The sequence below is a fragment of the Bacillus cereus group sp. BfR-BA-01350 genome, assembly GCF_022663775.1.
GTDB classification, from domain to species: domain Bacteria; phylum Bacillota; class Bacilli; order Bacillales; family Bacillaceae_G; genus Bacillus_A; species Bacillus_A paranthracis.
Map to the genome: position 1 here is coordinate 18,427 of NZ_JAKUGD010000008.1, position 18,757 is coordinate 37,183.

An 18,757-nucleotide genomic window follows, 5' to 3' on the forward strand; every position below is an offset into this window, starting at 1 on the left:
AGGAAAAAACAGAAAGAACATCTTTTCCCTTCTTTATTGCGATTTTTATACTGGAAGAATATAATAAAAAACAGTAAAAAGGAGGAATTGCAATGAAAAAAATTGAGGTTTACACACAACCTGATTGTCCGCCATGTGTTATTGTGAAAGAATTTTTAAAGCATAATAACGTTGTATACGAAGAGTTTGACGTAAAAAAAGACGCCGCTGCTCGCAATCGTCTTTTATATGACTATGATTCTTATTCAACTCCGACGGTTGTAATTGATGGAGAAGTTGTTGCTGGTTTTCAAATTGAAAAATTACAACAACTTCTTAATATAGAATAGGAATAGGTAAAGACCTATTCCTATTTTTATCCCGATATATTTTGGAAGTATGCATCTGATTGTGGCAAGTTCATATTAAATGGGATATACCCCTGATTAAAGTTTCACTTTATAATTGTTGTAACTTTTTTATTTCAGTTAAAAGTTCTTGACTTTCATGATATCCAGCCAATTTCCATTTTCCTTGATCTCTTTGCAATGTTACAATTTGATATTGTCCACTTTTCGCCCGCTCATAAACATATAAAATTTTATGCTCTTCATCATATGACATTTTCGTTTCTGAATTAAAAGAAAATGGCGCTTCTTTTGCTGGAAGTAAATATTCACCACTTTGTTTATCACTTCTACTATTTTCATCTGTAAATACTTGAAGGAAATTCTCTGTAAAATATGGTGATAACGTTTCTATCATCTTATTCATCGGCAAACGCTTCCCACGAATTGAAAATTGGCTTTCATAGCCTTTTTGTATCGTTACAAACACTTCTTTCCGATCGACTTTCACTTCCTCTTTTCCTAAAACAGTTGTAACACTATAACCAACTAGAAAGGCAACGCATACAAATAGAACTAACCATATTCCATATTTTCTCATTTTTTCACCTTCCTTTTAAGAAAACTTGTCTTTGTAGTATTCATTGTAACAATGATTATGCAAAGAAAGGGCTGGTTTCGTTCGTAAAATCTTTACAACGATAGACAGCATTTTCGGCACCATTTTCACTATTACCAATTTATGATAAAAACAAACAAAAAATGCACGAATCTCTTCGTGCATTAAAATAAAACATCTTCTTCATATAAATATTCATACGATAAATCTATAAATAAAAAGTTTTCATCATCAATCGGGAAAGAAAATGTTCGTACCATCTCACCGGTTTCAATATCAGCATATAAATCTGAAAGTCTTGCCTTATTCTCAAAACGCATTTTCATAATATTCTCTAGAAAATACGGGCGCCAACTCCAGTTCTTCATATAATACTCAGGCATCACAATCCATTCCCCATCTTTTTTCATAACGTTTCCTGATTGTTGGAAACCATCTTCGTTACAAATAAATATACGAAAACTACATTGTGATATACTTTGGCTAAATTGTAATAACCAATCATTTATATCTTCATTCTTTTTCTGTTTGGCTAAAACATCGCCAATTCGATCACGTAACATTTCTGTTAAATTATAAATCTTTTGTAGTTTTTTCTTCTCATGTTGAATAAATTGATGACACTCATTACCAAGTCGTTCTTTCAAAACGTTCGTTTCAATAAAATCAGGTAAGCATTCTTTCAAATAATTCCCTTGATAGTACCTACCACCGTTTTTCCATGCATATTGTAATTGATAAAAAGCATCTATTTCTTCATATAACAATGTCGCACCAATTCTTCTAGCAAGTAATGATAAAGAATATAAAATATCTTGATAAGATTGTAAAAGTGCAGTTTGCCTTAAATTTGTTAAATCTACTTTTAAAATATCAGGTGCTAACACGCTAATACGTTCTAAATTACTTGTACCTGTTCCGACTTTATTAATCGAAATTTGAATACCATATGTACGATAATACATAAGCAAATGATTAAATTGCTCTATATCTTCTTTACATTCATGTTCTGTAATCTCTAAAACAATGTTTTTCAAATTTAAACCTTGTTTTTCATACATCAATAAAAGTTGAAGCAAACTTTCATCATCATCGTTCATTAATACGTTAGCATTTCGATGTATAAATAATAATAATTTTTGATCACTTTCTAAATAACGATTTAAAGCTTTTTCTACTATAATGTTATCCGCTTCTAGTTGAAACTCACTTGGAATAGAGTCATCATGAAAGAAAGAAGCTAAACTTTGTATGCCCTCTTCTGTTTGAATACGCCCTACTACTTCATATCCAATTACAGTATGTTCATCAGCACTAAAAATTGCTTGATAATAAGGAAGGACTTTATCCAAGTTACTCATTACATCTAATGCATCTATCAACGTGCTTCCCTCCCTTTACTTTTCAAAAATTATAACATGATATTTACGGAAAAATAATAAAAAATCCCTTCAGTTTTCCTGAAGGGATTAGAGGGGTAAAATGCTAAGGGGAATTAGCAATTCTACTATGAAGAAAAAAGAGGTCTTAAATATAACGTATATATGACCTCTTGTAAACACTTTTCTTTCATATGTCACAATTCCGTCACATTTTTCTTATCCCTTTTAAAATGGATATTGATGTAAATGTTGTCCTCCATCCATTGTCATACAAGTTCCATTTATGTACGCAGCTTCATCTGAACATAAATAATAAGCTAGACCTGCAATTTCTTCTGGCGTACCCAGTCTTCCAAGCGGAACACTTTGTATCGTACGCTTAGCCATTTCTTCTGAAATCCATAATTTATCAGCACCGCCCGTACGTTCAATTGGTCCTGGCGCAATAGCGTTAACTCGGATTCCATATTTACGTCCCCACTCAACAGCGAGTGTCTTCGTCATTGCTAATACTCCAGCCTTCGCTGCAGCCGAATGAATCACTCCCGGACCTGCATCCCACGCATATGTTGCTACCATGTTAATGATATTTCCTTTTATACCTTTTTCAATCCAATATTTTCCGACAGCCTGGCTACAGTAAAATGTACCATTTAACACAATATTAATAACCGAATTCCAGCCGTTCACGGATAAATCTTCTGCTGGACAAATAAAGTTTCCAGCTGCATTATTTATTAAAATATCAATTCGTCCAAACTTCTCATCAATCTGTTCAATCATTTTCTGAATATCATCCGTATTTCTTACATCCATTTGTACCGGTAATATTTGTCCTGGAAATTGTTCAATTTCCAATTTTGTTTCCTCTAGTTTTTCCTTTGTACGTCCTGTAATAACAACTCGTGCCCCTTCTTTTGCAAAACGAGTCGCCATTCCTTTTCCCATTCCGCTCGATCCACCTGTTACAATAACTACTTTTTCTTTCATATTATATCCCCTCCAAAAAATGAATACACATTCATTTTATCATTTTATTTAATAGAAATCTTTATATTTTTAAACTTTTCTGATATTTTAACGTAAAGAGATTTCTTTTTATTCACTTTTTCGTTATCTATACTACTTTTACATGATTTAAAATATATTAAAAAAAACGAAAGGAGATTTGAGTAACCTGTAAATGTAACGAATACATGTAATATAAGCCAAATAGGTATACTCATATTTTTATGAAGAAAATTACAAGAAGAGATTTTTTAAAAACTGGAATGCGTACTTGCCTATTTTCATTTATAACGACTAGTATCGGATACTATTATGCTAAATATATTGAGCCTCATCTGCTCTCTTTTACAGAACATACACTGAAATCACAACTCATCCCAAAAAGCTTTCACGGTATGAAGATTCTTCAATTTAGCGATTTACATCTCGGATACTATTTCTCTCTCCAACATTTATCTCAAATCGTCTCTAAAATTAATGCTGTAAAACCCGACATTGTTCTTTTTACTGGTGATCTCATTGATAATTATCAAACGTATACTGACACTCCTTTCGTTGCATCTATTTTAAAAAACATACAAGCACCCTTCGGTAAATTTTCTATTTATGGTAACCATGATCACGGCGGATATGGAACGGAATACTACGAACACATCATGCGCGAATCTGGATTTGAACTGTTACTAAACAGTGAAAAGAGAATCCGTCTACTGGATAATAGTGAAATTTCAATTTTCGGTCTTGATGATATACTATTAGGCAAACCAAAAATAAAGGAGACACTACAGCGCGCTCGGAAAAACATTTATAACATTGTTCTTGTTCACGAACCAGATATTGCACCGCAAATTGCTACATATCCAGTTAACTTACAACTTTCTGGTCATAGCCATGGCGGACAAGTACAAATCCCTTTTTTAGGCGCTATTATTACCCCAGCACTTGCTAAAAACTATGTAGAAGGTTTCTATACGATCCAAGATTTAGCTCTCTATGTCAATCGCGGCCTTGGCAGAACACGTGTCCCATTCCGATTTATGGCAAAACCTGAGATAACAATTTTTACACTCCAACATTCGTAATCATTCGCCTATTTTCTTACATATCCTTTCTTGTACGCGCTCATCCATGTTTCATTTACCATATGATAAAAGTGAGTCCAATAAAGGAGGTTTGTTCATGTATCCATATTATCAACCAATCCCAGTCCGTTCAGCACCTATTGGTCCAGTAGGCGACTCACGCTTCTTTCCGTTTTTTGGCGTCCCATTTCTAGCTGGTATTGCTGGTGGACTGCTTGGCGGAGCATTAGCTTTCGGTCCTAGACCGTATTACCCACCATATCCACCACCTTTCCCACCGCCGACACCTTATCCTTGTTATGGCGGACCTTGTCAACAACCATTCTATTATTAATGTACCGCAACAATTCTACTAATGTTATTTCCTTTCTTAACCGATTCATAATCCATTAACATGCTTATAATAAAAAGTATTCTCTCTACGCATCCTTTATAATAAGTAGAGAACAAAGTAAAAAACCTCTTAAAAAAGAGGTTTTTTACTTTGTTCTCATTATTCGGCATCTGTGTTTTGATACGCCATCTTAAATAACTTCACTTGGCTATCAATCTCTTCTGCCCCATTATTAATAACATAATAATAGTCACCGTCTTTATTTTGTTCACGTGTTTTCACATTATCAGCTAAAGTAAGCTGTAAAATCGCCTTAATTCGTGCCTTCATTTCAATATCTAATATCGGGAAAGATATTTCTACACGTTTCTCCATATTTCTTGTCATCCAGTCAGCTGAAGATAAATATATTTTCTCTTCTCCATTATGATGGAAATAATAAATACGGCTATGTTCTAAATATCTCCCGACAACACTAACTACCCGAATATTTTCACTTACATTTGGAATACCAGGTCGTAGGCAGCATGTTCCTCGAACGATGAGCTCTACCTTTACTCCAGCTTGTGATGCTTCATACATTTTTTTAATAAGTGGTTTATCAGTTAATGAATTCATTTTAGCAATGATATATCCATTTCCATATTGCCTATGATAACGAATTTCTTCATCTATTAAATCAATAAATTGCTCTCTTATATCAAATGGTGCAACCGATAAATGATGAAAATGCGGCTTTGTTGTATAACCACTCAAATAATTAAAGAAATTTGTTGCATCGACCCCAAAGTCTTTTCGTGATGTAATATAGCCAAAATCAGTATATAGCTTTGCGGTTGCATCATTGTAATTTCCGGTTCCAAGATGTACGAACCTTTCAATTTTTCCGTTTTTTCTTCTTACAACTAGTGTAATTTTACTATGTGTTTTCAAATGACTTACACCGTAAATAACATGACAACCCGCCTGTTCTAATTCTTTAGCCCAATGCACATTATTTTCTTCATCAAACCTTGCCTTTAACTCAACTAATACCGTCACTTGTTTCCCTTTTTCAGCCGCTACCTTTAGCGCCTGAATAATTGGAGAATCACCACTTACTCGATATAATGTTTGTTTGATCGCAAGTACATTCGGGTCGTCTGCTGCATCGCGAACAAAATCAACTACTGGCTGAAACGATTCAAACGGATGATGTAATAAAATATCATGCTCAATTGCTTTTTCAAATACATCTTCCGCATCCCCTAAATCTTGAGGTCGTTGTGGAATAAGAGCCGGATATACTAAATGTTCATATAAAGGCGCTAGTTTTTTATATAAAGAAAATAGACATGTTAAATCTAACGGTCCATCCATTATATACACATCTTCATCTTTTACTTCCAACACTTCATATAATAACGCTAATACTCTTTCATCAATGTGTTCTTTGCCAACTTCTAAACGTACAGCAGCTCCCCACTTACGCTTTTTTAATTCTTTTTCAATTACCTTTAATAAATCTCTCGCACCTTCTTCGTGAATTGTTAAATCCGCATTGCGTGTAATACGGAAACGAGTAACAGATGATACTTTATATCCTGTAAATAATTTATGAGTAAAACTACTAATTACGTCTTCTAATAAAATAAATTTATGCTTTTGTCCTTCACTCGGTAAAAATATGAAACGTTCCAGTAGTGAAGGAACTTGTACAATTCCTAACTTCGTGCGGTTTTCTTCTTCCACTTGTTTCTCATCATATAAAAGAGTAGCTAAATTTAAACTTTTATTTAATAACATCGGAAATGGGCGATATGCATCGATAGCCACAGGTGTTAAGACTGGGAAAATTTGTTCATCAAAATACTCTTCTATAAATTCTCTCTGTTCTTTCGTCAAATCATGGAATGTTAAACGCTCAATCCCCTCTAACTCCAACGCTGGCAACACATAATTTTTAAACGTACCATACTGTACGGTCATTAATTCATGTGCTTTTATCGCAATTTTATTTAGTTGCTTTTTTGGTGTTAAGCCGGCCTTATTTTCTGGTTGGTTAAAACCAGCACTCACCTGATCCTTCAATCCTGCTACACGTACCATAAAGAATTCATCTAAATTTGAGCTAAAAATGCTAATAAACTTTAATCTTTCTAAGAGTGGATTCGTTTCATCTTGTGCTTCTTGTAGTACACGTTCATTAAATGCTAACCAACTTAACTCTCGATTGTTGTAATAAGCTGTATCATTTAAATTGACTATATTCCCCTTCGATAATTCCATTCTCTTCACACTTCCCCTTGAAACTTTTTTACTATAATTTAGTTACTTTCATTTTAGCAAATTACAATATTATAAAGTGTAAATTTTTTGTAAAGACATCCGTACAACTCAATTCTTTAATTTAAATAATAAGGTAATATTTGTTTTCAATACCCTTTCTAGCTGTTTCTTCTGCTTTTCAGCTTGCACTTTTTCCGCTAACGCCGATTGTTCACATACAATTTCAAATGTTAATCCTTCTTTACTTTCTGTTATAGATATTGATTCAACAAGCGATCTTTGTCTTATATTTAGAGCTGCTGAAAATTGTAAAACAGCCCCTAAAAGGCGAATTTTCTTTTGTTCATTTTTATCAAACCATCCTTCAAACGGAGACAGATGTTGTTTGAATAACATTTTTGATTTATAAGACGCAATAAGCGCTAATCTAACTCGCTCTTTGTGCATCATACCATCAATTGTTTTATTCGCTAATAAATAAAACGTATGTAAGCGGCTCGCTTCTTCGTCTATATATTTGCCAATATTAAATACTTTCGCTGCTTGATGGAATACTTTCCAGTCTTCTACTGACATAGAAATCAGTCCCATTTCTTCAAGCTGTTGACAAATCAATCTTCCATGCTTAATAAGCTGTATTACAAATTTCATATCCATTTCATATTCATGTGATAATAAATACAAACTTTCTTCGACCACGTTCGGATAATATGAAATCCCCAAATCTTTTGTCAACTCTTCATAGAAAACACCTTCTCGTAATCCTTTTCTACTTAATACAAATGCTGGCGCCTCTATAACATTAACAAGCGTATGAAATACTTCGACTGCTGGAACAATTGTATCTGCTCGATCTTTTGCCAATCCTTCCAATTTTTGAAGTTCTATGAACGACAATGCTTCTAATTCTTCTTTCACATTTTTAATATCTTCTTCTTTCATCTTATATAAATGTACCCCTGCTATAGGATAACAAATTAAATTTTGATGAATTTTCACTAAGTTCCTCGCACTACCACCAATTGCAATAAGAGGCAACTTCTTATCTATTAACCATGGTAATGTTCGAAATTGATATTCTAAGTACGTTCGAATCTTTTCCAACTCTTCTTCAGTAGGTATGTCCTCTTTAATAAACTGCTTTAAAGAAAGTGCTCCAAAAGGAAAGCTATGATACTCTAGAATCTCTCTATTTCGAAAGTATGTAACCTCAGTACTCCCCCCACCAATATCTACTGTAATCCCTTCAGAGAACGAAGTTGAATTCATAACTGCTAAATAGCCGTAACGTGCTTCTTCATATTCTGATAATACTCTAAGAGTAAAGTCTGTTTGTCCTTCAACAAGCTTTTTAATTTCCTCTTGATTCTTAGCCTGTCTAATTGTTGCTGTTGCAACACAAAGTACATGGCGCAACTGATGGAATCGTGTACTTTCTTGAAATTGAAATAATGTTTGTAACAATACCTCTATTCCTTCTTCAATCAACACACCATCGACTAAGTAATTCCTTAACCTTGCAACCACTTTCGTATTTTCAATCTCTTTATAAAAACCTCCGTTTTGCTTTTCATAAATAACTAAACGCATTGTATTAGATCCAATATCTATAATGGCATATTGCTGTTTTAATATTTCTTTCAAACTTCTCACTCTTTCATTATCAAATTTCTAAAACACATTCTATTACTATTATACAAAATAGTTGTTTTTTGTAACAATATTGCTTTAATATTGAAAATATATACAATCACTTTTTGCATATAATAAAAATCGCTTTTACTTATGGTATAATAATGAAAAATTGAAAGGAGATTTAATATGAAACCTTCACAACCACAATCTCAATTACAAAACCAACATTCTATTAATCGACTAGCTCAATCTATTTTCGTTGTGAATCGTCATGCTAAAGCTGCAACTAATCCGAAATATTTATACTGGTTAAAAAAGACAGCTTTAGAACGCTTAATTACTGAAAAAAAAGCTATTAAAGAAGGATTACATTTCTCTAGAAATCCACGTTTTAGCCAACAACAATCTGATGTTCTTATACGTTTAGGTGATTACTTTTTCCATATTCCTCCTACAAAAGAAGATTTTCGAATCCTACCACATCTCGGTCATCTTGAATCCTCCTATCGAAATCCGAAAACAACCTTATCTTTAACAGTAGCAAAAAAAACACTTCAAGATTATATTGGTCCTGAAGCGCTAAAACAAGAAAAAAAATTAAGTGAACCTGTCCCATGGTATAGTCGTACCTATACAAAAAAATAAAACAGTTTGGCCAATTGTAGGCCAAACTGTTTTATTTTTTCTCTTCTTTAATTTTAATATTTGCTTGTTTATAAAAAGCAATTTTTTCTGTATTATAAGACTTCGTAAATTCATTAAACTTGTCTTTTTCTGATTCAATATCTTTATAAGACTGATTTACTACTTTTACTTTTTCACTAATATCTTTTAATTTCGTACCTTTATCTTGTAACATTGTATATAATTCTTTTTCTTGTTTTAACGATTTATTATAGCTATCATACATTTTGTTAAATGAGTCATGTCGTTTCTCATATGTGCTTTTCACTTTATCCGCTTGATCTTTCAATTTCTTATCTTCAATTTTCTTCACATATTTATCTGCCGATTTCACTTCTTCTTGTGCCTTATTTAAAGATTCTTTTTCTTTTTTAAGCACTTTTTCTCGTTCATCTGTATTTTTCACTGCTTGGTTTAGTTTTTCCTTAACAGTTTGATTATTATCTTTTCCTTCTTGAACAATCTGGTTATATAATTCTTGTCCCTCTTTCTCTAAAGTTTCAAGTTTTTTTGCATCTTCAAACATTGTTTTTTCTTGCTTTGCAGCATTTTCAAATGCAACATATAATTCCTCTTCTGGTTTCGGCCCGAAACAACCCGCTAGTAAAGTCATTGATAATGCAGTTACAATTGCTAATTTACTATATTTCAACATCTTTTTCCTCCTACTTATATACGATCATCGTGTAAAAAGTTATGAAATTATATATCCTTCTATAAACTAAACTCCACACTCGCACCTTTTTCACGAAAATCATTCATATTGTTTATAATGCTTGTACAAATTGTATTACTTAAAATTACATTTTCCGTTTTTGAACTAAATAGCAGTTTCATATCCATCTTTTACTTGAAACTTTTTAAAACCTATTCATACTATGTATTACATAAAAGTACAACGGAATTCATCACAACCATAATAATTTGAAGAACAACAGTAATTATTCACCTGATAAAAGATGTTCGTTGTTCTCACACGTCTATCATTCCCTTTCCCGCTTTCTATCAAATAATCTCTTCGTTCATTTTACACAGTATAAATGCTATCTTGCAACAACTTACAATTATTCTTGCCATTCCCTAAAAAGGAAAAGTGTAGAGTATGCTTTCCTCTACACTTTTAAAATGAAACACATTGTGCAAAATGCATTGACACATCCATCATAATTATATGCCTATTTCATATATTTTTAAAGACTTTTATTACAAAAAAAGTTCTTTTTGTAATAAAAGTCAAAAAAATGTTACAATCAAAACTTCTTCATATCATATTTCTTCAAATCAAAATTTCACTTATTTTTTTACAAATTTCTATGCTGGTACAATTGATTTTGTGCCTTTCTTAACAATTCTTCAAACGTTTTTCCTTCTATTGGATAACTAGCAGCCCCAAATAATAGAGTCATACTTAACAAACCATTTTCTATTTCACTTTCAATATTTTTCATTAATCGGTTTGTTATTGTCGATTTTTCATGTCCGTTATCAATCGCCACAATCACATACTTATTTTCATCCCACTTCGTAACTACATCGCCTTTACGAATTGTCTTTACAATCGTGCTCTCCAATTTTTGTACTAACACCTCCAATTTTTTTTCTTGCACTGTTTCTTTTAGTCCTTTCCATTCTTTCACAGAAAGAATGTACACTGTAATATTATGAGAATCTCGTTCTGATAAAGCAGCTACTTTCTCAAAAAAATCAACTACAAAATCATTACTTGCCATTCCTCCTACTTCCGTATCCATACGCCCACTCGCTCTTTTATCATACCAATGTCCAAAATAATAGCTGAGTATCATTTGCAATATATAAATAATAAAGACGGTATAAAATGATCGCGAATCCAGTTTTGTAATTACATCCTGAAGCGCAATCCATTCTGTAACTGCCACTGTATTCCCAAGTAATAATCCACTAATTTTCCCTTTATGTTTCATACTTCACCTCCCTTCTATACCAATATATGTTTCTATAACAATTATGTTTTTCTACAAAATAAAAAATGTACATATTGAGTGTACATTTCCGCTTAAGCTTGTCTACCATTTCTATTCTATTTCATATATATGCCATGCATCATTTTAGAAATATGGTGACCTACATGCTACAAAAGAAAAATCTATCAGATATTATACGTTTACTATCGGGGTTTCTGTTGTCGCTAAAATTACTATTTAATTCTTTCGAAGTAAACTTCATTACATACAATCAAATCGACGCTATTGTAAATATGGATCGAACAAAAAAGGGAATCAAAAAGGAACCTTTCATACAGGTTCCTTTTTATCATTGCCGTACAACAACTTCATTTGTTTGCAACGGACCATATGATACTCCGTTATATTGAAATGTATATGTAGCCTGAAATAATGCGTTTTTGAGTGCTTTATCTTTATTTGCTTTTATTTTACAAATTAATTCTACCTTCTCATCCGGTAATAAATTATCGATTCTCCACCTTACAAGCTGAAACAAAAACTCGCTCATCCCCTTATCAGCCTTTAATGAATTTGGAATATAGGCAAAATAATCTCGAATCATATGGCTTACTACAACTCGTGAAATCATTTCCATTCCTTTATTTTCAACTTCAATTCGAATAATAAGTATGTCGTTTACATCATAGATCAGTTCATATGAAAATTTTTCTTTATACATACTACGGATTTGTAATTTAACTGCTATGTTAGGACATTCGTTTTCCTTTTTTGAGCCATCAATCCATAATACCGGTTGTAGAGGTATTGAATGCCTTCCTTGATCCGAAATTCGTTTCCATATTTTCATAATAATATTCACCCCATTTCAGATGCATCATATCCATACGACCTTATTCTGCCTCTCTACACAATATTAATAAAGCTCGTTACAAACGATATATAGTTATTACTCTTCCTTTTATCCTATTCGACAAAGTAAAGAAAAAACCATTTTTCATCTGTTAACAGCAGGTATTCTTACTGAAATATTTTTTTACAATTTCCTTCATTGACTTTTTACCAATACTAAGTATTACTCACTCTTTCGCTGTCCATACAACAGAATATTTTGACGGAAGAAAAAGTTTGCCTTTTAGTCAAATTTGACTATAATATTCTTTATGGCTTTGTCAGTGCACTTGTATAAATTGATTTTAAAAAATATATTTATAATTTTTATGCGCTGCACTCAAAACTTAATATAGTTTACTTATTATTAAAGGAGGGTTATCTTTGGAATCTCAATTATCAAAAAAAGACTCCAGCAAGACAAAATTTGTTGTTGCGGGTTTACTACTTGGTATTTTAATGGCGGCAATGGATAATACAATTGTTGCAACAGCAATGGCAACGATCGTTGGAGACCTAGGAGGATTTGACAAGTTCGTTTGGGTCACGTCTGCATATATGGTAGCAACAATGGCAGGGATGCCTATCTTCGGAAAACTTTCTGATATGTATGGACGAAAACGCTTTTATATTGGTGGCCTTATTCTTTTCTTGTTCGGTTCTGCACTTTGCGGAACAGCATCTAGTATTGAGCAACTAAGTATTTATAGGGCTATTCAAGGAATTGGTGGCGGCGCTCTTATGCCTATCGCCTTCACAATTATGTACGATATATTCCCACCAGAAAAGCGCGGAAAAATGACAGGGCTATTCGGTGCTGTTTTCGGGACATCTAGTGTATTCGGCCCTTTATTAGGTGCGTATATTACAGACTATATAAGTTGGCACTGGGTCTTCTATATTAATATTCCATTAGGACTTATCTCCTTCTTCTTCATTACGAAATACTACAGTGAATCTCTAGAATTTAGAAAACAAAAAATTGATTGGGCTGGCGCTATTACACTTGTTATTAGTATCGTTTGCTTAATGTTCGCCTTAGAACTTGGTGGTAAAGAATACGCATGGAATTCCACTGTAATTATCGGCTTATTTACAACCGTTGTTATTATGCTTATTATTTTCTTCTTCGTAGAACGAAAAGCAACCGAGCCTATCATTTCTTTCCATCTATTTAAAAAACCTTTATTCGCAGCTAGCCAAGGTGTTGCCTTTTTCTATGGTGCCGCTTTTATCATCTGTACAGTTTATATCCCAATCTTCGTTCAAGGTGTTCTCGGTGGTTCAGCCTCAAATGCTGGATTGATATTAACACCTATGATGGTTGGCTCTGTAATTGGAAGTCAAACAGGTGGACAGTTAGCTTCGCGAACAAGTTATCGTAACATTATGATGGTATCTGGAGTTTTCTTCGTTCTTGGTATTTATTTACTAAGCACTTTAACAATGGACACACCTCGCCTACTCGTAACACTATTTATGGTTCTCGCTGGGCTTGGAGTTGGCTTCTCATTCTCAGTTTTAAGTATGTCTTCTATCCACAAATTAGAAATGAGAGACCGTGGTTCTGCTACATCAACAAACTCATTCTTCCGTTCACTCGGTATGACTCTTGGTGTAACAATTTTCGGTACAATTCAAAATCATATTTTTACTGATAAACTAAACACTGTGTTCCCTCCTGAACTAGCAAAATTAGCTCCAAAGGGTGGAGACACAAGTTTCTTATTATCACCAGGTGCTACCGATAAAATACCAGCTGAAATATTAACCGGTATTAAAGAAGCTCTTGCTACATCTATTGCCAGTACATTCTTCTGGGCACTTATCCCGGCTGTACTAAGTATTATTTGTATTTTACTTATGGGAGATGAGCGCCTTTTTACAGGTCCAAAAACGAAACAAAAACAGAAGCAGGTAAGTTAATATATAGAAAAGAAACGGCATATCCCTTTATGAAAACGGATATGCCGTTTATAATATGTATAAAGTTTTTATATATAGGAGTTGAAACAGCATGAGTATGAAATTAGTCATTCTCGGCTTACTACTCGAAGGGGATAAACATCCATATGAAGTGCAACACATCATGAAAGAAAGACAAATGGATTGTTATATTAAATATGCAAAAGGATCACTTTACTACGCCTTCGAGCAATTAGAAAAACAAGGGGCAATTCGTGTTACAACTATTGTTCGAGATACAAATAGACCAGATAAAACAATTTTTCATATAACAGACGAAGGTAAACGGTTATTTCACACGTTACTATTAAAACAATTCGAGGCAAAAAATCAAATATATAAACCAATTTATTCGGCACTCTCTTTCGCTCATTTTGGTAATGATCAAGAGTTAGTTCCTATTTTAGAAAAGAAGAAAAATGACACCATTCAATATTTACATAATATGCAAACTATTTATGATTGTAGCAAAGGAAAAATTCCACGTGCCCAACTATATATTTTACAAAGCGTTATTGAACATATTACAGTTGAATTGCAATGGTTAAACACCCTCCTTACAGATGCAGTTGAAGGGCGACTTTCAGAAATTGATATAGATGAAGGGTGAACTTATAAAGAAAAAACTATAAAAAGACAATAAAGTTATTTAATTTTAATACCTAAAACAAGCATACCCCCGTTCTAATTTAGGACGAGGGTATCATATAGCTGTTTAATTTTCGATACAAGATACTTCACTGTGCTCAAAAATATAACAATACATTTGTTTGAAAATCTAATATTTATTCATCACTGACTTCCCATAATGGAAAGTTGTTTCTTAAAATTCTATATAAAAAGGATGTTGGTTTTCATCCAAACTGTATTCAATTCTTTGTTTGAAATTCATAAAATTCACCATTTCTAACGCCTGCTCAATAGGATAGAACCCTACTTCCAAACTTTCTGGTGTAGTCGTTAATTTACCGCCAACTGGTCTAGCTAAAAACAACGTATTACATATTGAATGATTCACATTTTGGAATACACCACAAAACTTTAAAACCTCAATATCAATACCTGTTTCCTCTTTAGTTTCCCTAATTGCAGCATCTTTCAAAGACTCACCTTCTTCAACTTGTCCACCTGGCATTTCCCATCCTCTTCTAGGTCCCTTAATTAATAGAATTTCTTTTTGTTCATTCATTACAATTGTCGCTGCTGAAATTATATGTTTTGGCGGTAAATAAATATTTTGTGTGCTTTGTTCCAAGTAAAATTCCCCATTTCTATAAACTTAGTATATTCATCTTTATACAGTAACCTTGTTCTTTTTTTAATAACTTACTATTTCGAAATGAACCATCTAATCCCCTTCCTTATTCCAAAATATAGACCAATTGTTAAACAACATAATTAGCGTCTTACCTCTGTACAAGTACACACTTTTTTATAAGCTTAATCCAATTAAATCCTTTTTACTAATCAGAAAAATAAGAATAATAAAAATAAAAAACTTTAGAATTTTCTTATTTCAAAACAGTAGACAAAATTCCAAAAATTGTGTTAGAATTTGTTTCAATATCATATCGCTTGTTAAATTCCTTTCAAAAGGAAAATGGGTACACGAACAGTTTGTTTCGTGTTTAAAAGGGAAGCTTGGTGAAACTCCAACACGGTCCCGCCACTGTAAATGCTGAGATTTCTTTTTAATGCCACTGTGAAAACGGGAAGGTGAAAGAAATCATATGAAGCATAAGTCAGGAGACCTGCCTGTTTTAACAACACTGATAGATTCACGGATGATGATGAGGTGTTAAAACAAAAAGGAAGGCTTATTTTCTATGCCTTTATACTTTTTGTTATAGGTATTTCCTAGTAAACGGAAATGCTTACTTTCAATTAGGGAGGAATTTGAAATGGCTATTCAAACAAGTAACTTAGGTTATCCACGTATCGGACTACAACGAGAGTGGAAAAAAACATTGGAAGCTTTTTGGTCCAATAAAATCGATGAAGAACAATTTTTAACAACAATGAAAGAGATTCGCCTTCAACACGTTAAAGCACAGCAAGAAAAAGGGATTGAACTTATTCCAATTGGCGACTTTACATATTATGATCACGTTTTGGATACTGCTTATATGCTAGGATTTATCCCATCACGTTTTTCTCAGTTTACATCTTACCTTGATGTATATTTCGCAATGGCGCGTGGTTCTAAAGATCACGTAGCTTCCGAAATGACAAAATGGTTTAACACAAACTATCATTATATCGTTCCTGAATATGAAGAGGGATTACAAATCTCTTTAAAAGATAATCGTCCACTTCGCTTATACGAAGAGGCAAAACAAGAATTAGGAGTAGATGGAAAACCTGTTATTTTAGGACCATATACTTTCTTGAAATTAGCTAAAGGCTATACACAAGAGCAATTTGCTACTATTTTAAACCAGTTAGTTGCACCTTACGTACAACTGCTTTCAGAACTACATGCAGCTGGTGCACAAATCATTCAAGTTGATGAACCGATTTTCGCTTCTTTAACGAAAGAAGAAGTTCAACAAGCAAAAGAAATTTATGAAGCTATTCGTAAAGAAGTTCCAAATGCGAATCTTCTTTTACAAACATATTTTGATAGTGTAGAAGAAAACTATGAAGAAATCATTACATTCCCAGTATCAAGTATTGGATTAGATTTCATTCATGGTAAAGAAGGTAATCTACATGCTATTTCAAAATATGGATTCCCAGCTGATAAAACTTTAGCTGTTGGTTGTATAGATGGCCGTAACATTTGGAGAGCCGATCTTGATGAAGTTCTTACGTTATTTACAACGTTACAAAAACAAGTCCAAACGAAAGATTTCATCGTTCAGCCTTCTTGTAGCTTATTGCATACGCCAATCGATAAAACAGAAGAAACTCACTTATCGACTGAGCTATTTGATGCGTTGGCATTTGCAAATCAAAAATTAGAAGAGTTAGTTCTTATTCATTCCGCTCTAACTCAAGGTACAGAAAGTATTCGTAATGAGCTGGAAACATATCGAAACGTACATCATACAATTCGTTCATCTGCTGCACGTAACCGAGAAGATGTCAAAGCAGCACGAACAGCACTAAAAGAAGAAGATTTTTCACGTCCTCTTCCATTTGAAAAACGATATGAATTACAACAAGTTGCCCTGAAGTTACCATTGTTACCAACAACAACTATCGGTAGCTTCCCGCAAACAACTGAAGTTCGCCAAACGCGAAAAGAATGGCGTAACGGTGTTATTTCAAATGAACAATATGAACAATTTATTGAAAAAGAGACAGAAAAATGGATTCGTTACCAAGAAGAAATCGGTCTCGATGTTCTTGTGCATGGTGAATTTGAAAGAACTGACATGGTTGAATATTTTGGTGAGCGCCTTGCTGGTTTCTCATTCACTAAAAACGGTTGGGTACAATCATACGGTTCCCGCTGCGTAAAACCACCTGTTATTTATGGTGATGTAGCCTTTATTAACGGAATGACTATTAAGGAAACTATTTATGCACAAAGCTTAACAGAGAAAGTTGTAAAAGGAATGTTAACTGGACCTGTTACGATTTTAAATTGGTCCTTCGTTCGAAACGATATTCCAAGAAAAGAAGTTTCGTATCAAATTGCATTAGCTCTTCGTCACGAAATTGAACTACTTGAATCTTCGGGGATTCGAGTGATCCAAGTCGATGAACCAGCACTTCGTGAAGGTATGCCGTTAAAAGAAAAAGATTGGGACGCTTATATTACATGGGCAGTACAATCCTTCCTTTTAGCAACTTCTTCTGTAGCAAATGAAACACAAATTCATACTCATATGTGTTACAGTAACTTCGAAGATATTGTTGATGCGATTCGCGCATTAGATGCAGATGTGATTTCTATCGAAACATCAAGGAGTCACGGTGAATTTATTGATACATTAAAACATACAACATATGAAAAAGGCATCGGTCTAGGCGTATATGATATTCATAGCCCACGTGTACCAAGTAAAGATGAAATGTATAAAATCGTAGAACAATCTCTACAAGTATGCGATCCTAAATATTTCTGGATTAATCCTGATTGTGGTTTAAAAACGAGAAGAACAGAAGAAGTTATTCCAGCTTTAGAGCACATGGTGCAAGCGGCAAAAGACGCTCGTTCCTTGCTAAAAACAAACGCATAATAAAAATGGGGTATCCTTTTTGAGGATACCCCATTTTTTATTCTTTACTTTCAAAAAAGAATTCATATTGTATTTTATATAATTCATCATCCGTTGGTTCTTCAAGAGGTGTTGCTTGTAATACAACCGTATACTCACCATTTGGAATAGGAATTTGAAATTTATTTGAAAGAATACTTGTTACAACGATACATTCATTTTCAACTGTAAACGGAACTGTAACGGTTCTAATCACTTCTTCTTTCTCAATATGTTTCCCGCAGGTCACTTTTACTTCACAAGTATAATCAGAAAGTGCTTCAAAAATAACAGTTCCATCCGCCTTCGCATAACCTCTTTCAAAATCTTCATTCGTCCAGTCAACGTAAGGCTGATCCCCGTCATAGTTCATCAACATTAATTGCGAATACGAAATTGTTAACTCCATCGT

18 protein-coding genes and 1 riboswitch are annotated in these 18,757 nt (G+C 33.3%); of the genes, 8 read left to right on the plus strand and 10 right to left on the minus strand.

Annotation, left to right across the window (positions count from 1 at the left end; translation table 11 throughout):
* Nucleotides 1-92 precede the first annotated feature (92 nt).
* Nucleotides 93-329, plus strand: coding sequence for a glutaredoxin family protein (locus MR147_RS17480; RefSeq protein WP_000717880.1), 237 nt, complete (start codon nt 93-95; stop codon nt 327-329).
* Nucleotides 330-438: 109 nt separating this feature from the next.
* Here the strand turns inward: MR147_RS17480 and MR147_RS17485 are convergent, their stop codons facing one another.
* The 3 genes from MR147_RS17485 to fadH all read right to left on the minus strand — a co-directional run bounded on the left by MR147_RS17485 (nt 439) and on the right by fadH (nt 3,317).
* Entirely contained in the window at nt 439-927 is a 489-nt protein-coding gene (locus MR147_RS17485) for a DUF3993 domain-containing protein (protein WP_074606317.1), read from the minus strand.
* A gap of 182 nt (nt 928-1,109) precedes the next feature.
* A complete protein-coding gene (locus tag MR147_RS17490) occupies nt 1,110-2,327 on the minus strand; it encodes an EAL domain-containing protein (protein WP_074606318.1) in 1,218 nt (405 codons plus the stop codon).
* Between the two features lie 225 nt (nt 2,328-2,552).
* Nucleotides 2,553-3,317: a 2,4-dienoyl-CoA reductase gene (fadH, locus tag MR147_RS17495; RefSeq protein WP_000660918.1), complete on the minus strand. Its 765-nt coding sequence runs from the start codon at nt 3,315-3,317 to the stop codon at nt 2,553-2,555.
* Between the two features lie 242 nt (nt 3,318-3,559).
* Here fadH and MR147_RS17500 point away from each other — a divergent pair, with 242 nt between their 5' ends.
* A complete protein-coding gene (locus MR147_RS17500; protein ID WP_242304598.1) occupies nt 3,560-4,417 on the plus strand; it encodes a metallophosphoesterase in 858 nt (285 codons plus the stop codon).
* Nucleotides 4,418-4,514: 97 nt separating this feature from the next.
* A complete protein-coding gene (locus MR147_RS17505; RefSeq protein WP_000283744.1) occupies nt 4,515-4,751 on the plus strand; it encodes a hypothetical protein in 237 nt (78 codons plus the stop codon).
* Between the two features lie 159 nt (nt 4,752-4,910).
* Here the strand turns inward: MR147_RS17505 and MR147_RS17510 are convergent, their stop codons facing one another.
* Both MR147_RS17510 and ppx read right to left on the minus strand, forming a co-directional pair.
* On the minus strand, nt 4,911-7,019 hold the full coding sequence (locus MR147_RS17510) for a polyphosphate kinase (RefSeq protein WP_000423563.1): 2,109 nt from the start codon (nt 7,017-7,019) through the stop codon (nt 4,911-4,913).
* 108 nt (nt 7,020-7,127) lie between these two features.
* Nucleotides 7,128-8,663, minus strand: a complete 1,536-nt coding sequence (gene ppx, locus MR147_RS17515) for an exopolyphosphatase (RefSeq protein WP_242304599.1) — start codon at nt 8,661-8,663, stop codon at nt 7,128-7,130.
* A 177-nt stretch (nt 8,664-8,840) separates the two neighbouring features.
* Here ppx and MR147_RS17520 point away from each other — a divergent pair, with 177 nt between their 5' ends.
* Nucleotides 8,841-9,299, plus strand: coding sequence for a YkyB family protein (locus tag MR147_RS17520; RefSeq protein ID WP_000804868.1), 459 nt, complete (start codon nt 8,841-8,843; stop codon nt 9,297-9,299).
* A gap of 31 nt (nt 9,300-9,330) precedes the next feature.
* Here MR147_RS17520 and MR147_RS17525 read toward each other — a convergent pair whose 3' ends face one another.
* Nucleotides 9,331-9,993 (minus strand): YkyA family protein, encoded by a 663-nt coding sequence (locus MR147_RS17525; protein WP_000922491.1) that lies wholly within the window; start codon nt 9,991-9,993, stop codon nt 9,331-9,333.
* 646 nt (nt 9,994-10,639) lie between these two features.
* Entirely contained in the window at nt 10,640-11,281 is a 642-nt protein-coding gene (locus tag MR147_RS17530; RefSeq protein ID WP_074606322.1) for a diguanylate cyclase domain-containing protein, read from the minus strand.
* Nucleotides 11,282-11,445: 164 nt separating this feature from the next.
* Between MR147_RS17530 and MR147_RS17535 the strand changes: the two genes are divergently transcribed.
* Nucleotides 11,446-11,691 carry a hypothetical protein gene (locus tag MR147_RS17535; protein WP_242304600.1) on the plus strand — a complete coding sequence of 82 codons (246 nt, stop codon included), beginning with the start codon at nt 11,446-11,448 and terminating at the stop codon, nt 11,689-11,691.
* Here MR147_RS17535 and MR147_RS17540 read toward each other — a convergent pair.
* The gene (locus MR147_RS17540) at nt 11,631-12,131 is read right to left on the minus strand and encodes a hypothetical protein (RefSeq protein ID WP_242304601.1); all 501 of its coding nucleotides are present in this window, start codon (nt 12,129-12,131) and stop codon (nt 11,631-11,633) included. The genes MR147_RS17535 and MR147_RS17540 overlap by 61 nt on opposite strands.
* A 425-nt stretch (nt 12,132-12,556) precedes the next feature.
* On the opposite strand from MR147_RS17540, the gene MR147_RS17545 reads away from it, so the two are divergent.
* Together MR147_RS17545 and MR147_RS17550 are read left to right on the plus strand one after the other, a co-directional pair.
* Nucleotides 12,557-14,098 (plus strand): MDR family MFS transporter, encoded by a 1,542-nt coding sequence (locus MR147_RS17545; protein ID WP_076871156.1) that lies wholly within the window; start codon nt 12,557-12,559, stop codon nt 14,096-14,098.
* 91 nt (nt 14,099-14,189) lie between these two features.
* Nucleotides 14,190-14,747: a PadR family transcriptional regulator gene (locus tag MR147_RS17550; RefSeq protein WP_242304602.1), complete on the plus strand. Its 558-nt coding sequence runs from the start codon at nt 14,190-14,192 to the stop codon at nt 14,745-14,747.
* 213 nt (nt 14,748-14,960) lie between these two features.
* On the opposite strand, the gene MR147_RS17555 is transcribed toward MR147_RS17550, so the two are convergent.
* Complete coding sequence (locus MR147_RS17555) at nt 14,961-15,392, minus strand: NUDIX hydrolase (RefSeq protein WP_000438229.1); 432 nt, start codon at nt 15,390-15,392, stop codon at nt 14,961-14,963.
* Between the two features lie 330 nt (nt 15,393-15,722).
* Nucleotides 15,723-15,910: riboswitch (cobalamin riboswitch) on the plus strand.
* A 128-nt stretch (nt 15,911-16,038) separates the two neighbouring features.
* On the opposite strand from MR147_RS17555, the gene metE reads away from it, so the two are divergent.
* Nucleotides 16,039-18,327, plus strand: coding sequence for a 5-methyltetrahydropteroyltriglutamate--homocysteine S-methyltransferase (gene metE / locus MR147_RS17560; protein WP_074606327.1), 2,289 nt, complete (start codon nt 16,039-16,041; stop codon nt 18,325-18,327).
* Nucleotides 18,328-18,364: 37 nt separating this feature from the next.
* Here metE and comJ read toward each other — a convergent pair whose 3' ends face one another.
* A complete protein-coding gene (gene comJ / locus MR147_RS17565; RefSeq protein WP_074606329.1) occupies nt 18,365-18,754 on the minus strand; it encodes a competence protein ComJ in 390 nt (129 codons plus the stop codon).
* Between the last annotated feature and the right edge of the window lie 3 nt (nt 18,755-18,757).

Excerpts from the sequence above, each read along its gene's own strand:
- MR147_RS17485 (WP_074606317.1), bottom strand. The coding sequence starts at position 927 with ATGAGAAAATATGGAATATGGTTAGTTCTATTTGTATGCGTTGCCTTT.
- MR147_RS17510 (WP_000423563.1), bottom strand. The coding sequence starts at position 7,019 with ATGGAATTATCGAAGGGGAATATAGTCAATTTAAATGATACAGCTTAT.
- MR147_RS17525 (WP_000922491.1), bottom strand. The coding sequence starts at position 9,993 with ATGTTGAAATATAGTAAATTAGCAATTGTAACTGCATTATCAATGACT.
- MR147_RS17500 (WP_242304598.1), top strand. The coding sequence starts at position 3,560 with ATGAAGAAAATTACAAGAAGAGATTTTTTAAAAACTGGAATGCGTACT.
- MR147_RS17550 (WP_242304602.1), top strand. The coding sequence starts at position 14,190 with ATGAGTATGAAATTAGTCATTCTCGGCTTACTACTCGAAGGGGATAAA.
- metE (WP_074606327.1), top strand. The coding sequence starts at position 16,039 with ATGGCTATTCAAACAAGTAACTTAGGTTATCCACGTATCGGACTACAA.
- MR147_RS17480 (WP_000717880.1), top strand. The coding sequence starts at position 93 with ATGAAAAAAATTGAGGTTTACACACAACCTGATTGTCCGCCATGTGTT.
- MR147_RS17520 (WP_000804868.1), top strand. The coding sequence starts at position 8,841 with ATGAAACCTTCACAACCACAATCTCAATTACAAAACCAACATTCTATT.
- fadH (WP_000660918.1), bottom strand. The coding sequence starts at position 3,317 with ATGAAAGAAAAAGTAGTTATTGTAACAGGTGGATCGAGCGGAATGGGA.
- MR147_RS17535 (WP_242304600.1), top strand. The coding sequence starts at position 11,446 with ATGCTACAAAAGAAAAATCTATCAGATATTATACGTTTACTATCGGGG.
- MR147_RS17505 (WP_000283744.1), top strand. The coding sequence starts at position 4,515 with ATGTATCCATATTATCAACCAATCCCAGTCCGTTCAGCACCTATTGGT.
- MR147_RS17530 (WP_074606322.1), bottom strand. The coding sequence starts at position 11,281 with ATGAAACATAAAGGGAAAATTAGTGGATTATTACTTGGGAATACAGTG.
- MR147_RS17540 (WP_242304601.1), bottom strand. The coding sequence starts at position 12,131 with ATGAAAATATGGAAACGAATTTCGGATCAAGGAAGGCATTCAATACCT.
- comJ (WP_074606329.1), bottom strand. The coding sequence starts at position 18,754 with ATGGAGTTAACAATTTCGTATTCGCAATTAATGTTGATGAACTATGAC.